The sequence below is a fragment of the Intrasporangium chromatireducens Q5-1 genome (genome assembly GCF_000576575.1).
Taxonomy (GTDB): domain Bacteria; phylum Actinomycetota; class Actinomycetes; order Actinomycetales; family Dermatophilaceae; genus Intrasporangium_A; species Intrasporangium_A chromatireducens.
In genome coordinates this window covers 1-1,754 of record NZ_AWQS01000441.1, presented here as the reverse complement: position 1 = coordinate 1,754, position 1,754 = coordinate 1, and the positions used below count along the sequence as shown (strand labels likewise).

At 74.3% G+C, this 1,754-nt stretch carries 1 protein-coding gene; it reads right to left on the bottom strand.

The window, feature by feature from the left end; translation table 11 throughout:
* Positions 1–52 precede the first annotated feature (52 nt).
* On the bottom strand, positions 53–1,754 hold a 1,702-nt coding region (locus N864_RS22045; RefSeq protein ID WP_034722581.1), incomplete at its 5' end, for a methylmalonyl-CoA mutase family protein.

The window sequence follows — 1,754 nt, the reverse complement described above, 5'->3', positions numbered from 1 at the left end:
ATCGCTCCGGGCCTCGCTCGTTCCTCGCTCGTTTCCTCACTCCGGTCGGCGCTCATGCCAGCTTCTCCCTCGTGGTCGTCAGGAAGGTCAGTGCATCGAGGCCCATCGCGGCCGAGTCGTCGACGAGCGACGCGTCCACCGTGCGGTCGCCCGGCTTGCCGGCGAGGATGACCCACGTCGCGCCGTCACCGCGCAGCGCGGCAATCGCGTCCGCGCCCCACTCGAGATAGGCGGCGTCGGTGCCGCAGAGGCAGACGACCCGCGGCTTGTCCTGCGCCTCGTACGCCTTGAGCAGTGACGGGACGTCCTCGGTGTGTCCGGCCGTCATGACCGGAATCCCGCCCGCCGCAAGCAAGTTCGCCGCGAACGTCGCCCGCGCGGTGTGGGCCGACACCGGCCCGAGGGTCGCGAGGAAGACCGGCTGCGAGGCAGGCTCGGCGCGCAGTGCCTCGAACGCGGCGCCGTACCGGTGCACCTCGCGCGCCAGCGGGTCGGGCTCGCGCTCGAGCGGTTGCTCCTCGAGGTTGGGGAACTCCGTCAGCCCGGTGATGGGCCGGGTGCGGTGGGCCACCTGGTCGGCGCGACGGGCGGCGACCTCGTCGATCCGGGACCGGAGCGACCCGTCGGTCAGGGCCGCCTCGATGCCGCCCGATCCCTCGATCCGCTGGAACTCGGCCCACGCGGCGCGGCACAGCTCGTCGGTGAGCAGCTCAGCGGCATACGACCCTCCGGCGGGATCGGTGACGGCGGCCACGTGCGACTCGGCGATGAGCAGCGAGGAGGTGTTGCGCGCGTTGCGGCGCCCCAGGGTGCTCGGCAGGCCGAGCGGGCTGTCGAAGGGGAGCACCGTGACGGCGTCCGCGCCACCGACGCCGGCGGCGAAGGCAGCGACCGTGGTGCGCAGCATGTTGACGTAGGGGTCGTGGGCGCTCATCATCGGCCGGCTCGTCACGGCGTGCTGGCGCTGGCCGCCCGCGTCGGGGGAGGCGCCGGAGAGCTCGGCGACGCGCGACCAGAGGCGTCGTGCCGCACGGAACTTCGCGATCGTCGGGAACTGCTCATCCGTTGCGGCATAACGGAACTCGATGAGCGCGAGAGCGTCGTCGACGGAGCGGCCCGCCGCCGTCAGCTCCCGCAGGTAGGCGGCGCCCACCGCGAGCGAATAGCCCAGCTCCTGCCCGTCCGAGGCACCGAGGTCGTGCACGACGGTGCCGTCGACGACGACGGCCCGGACGCCCGCCGCCTCCGCCACCCCGACGACGTCCGCGAACTGTCCGGCCGAGGCCGGGTGGGCGCCGGCCCGGACCGCCGCACCGATCGGGTCGAGGCCGAGGTTGCTGTCGGGGTGCAGCCGCACCTGCTGCTCGTCCGCGGCGGCGACGAGCGCCCGCCCGGCGGCCAGCGGGTCCTCGCCCTCCAGGACGACGGGCGCGCCGTCGAGGAGCACGTCACTCAGCAGCGTCGGCAGGTCACCGGGGGAGAGGGGGCCGCCGAGCTCGAGCCAGAGCGAGGTGACGCCACCGGCGAGGTCGAGCAGGGCCTCCTCGTTGGCGCGCTTCGGGTCGACGCCGCCGACATGCGACCGGACGTCCCAGCCGTCCTCCGGGCGCTCGCCGCTGCGACCCCGCGTGAACGGCGCCTCACCCGGGGCGCCAGTCGGCGGCAGCCCGTCCACCAGTGCTGGTGTGCCGAGCGGCGGCACCCGGATGCCGTCCAGGGTGGTGTGGGTCAGCGCGTCCCAGACGGCGCTGTCG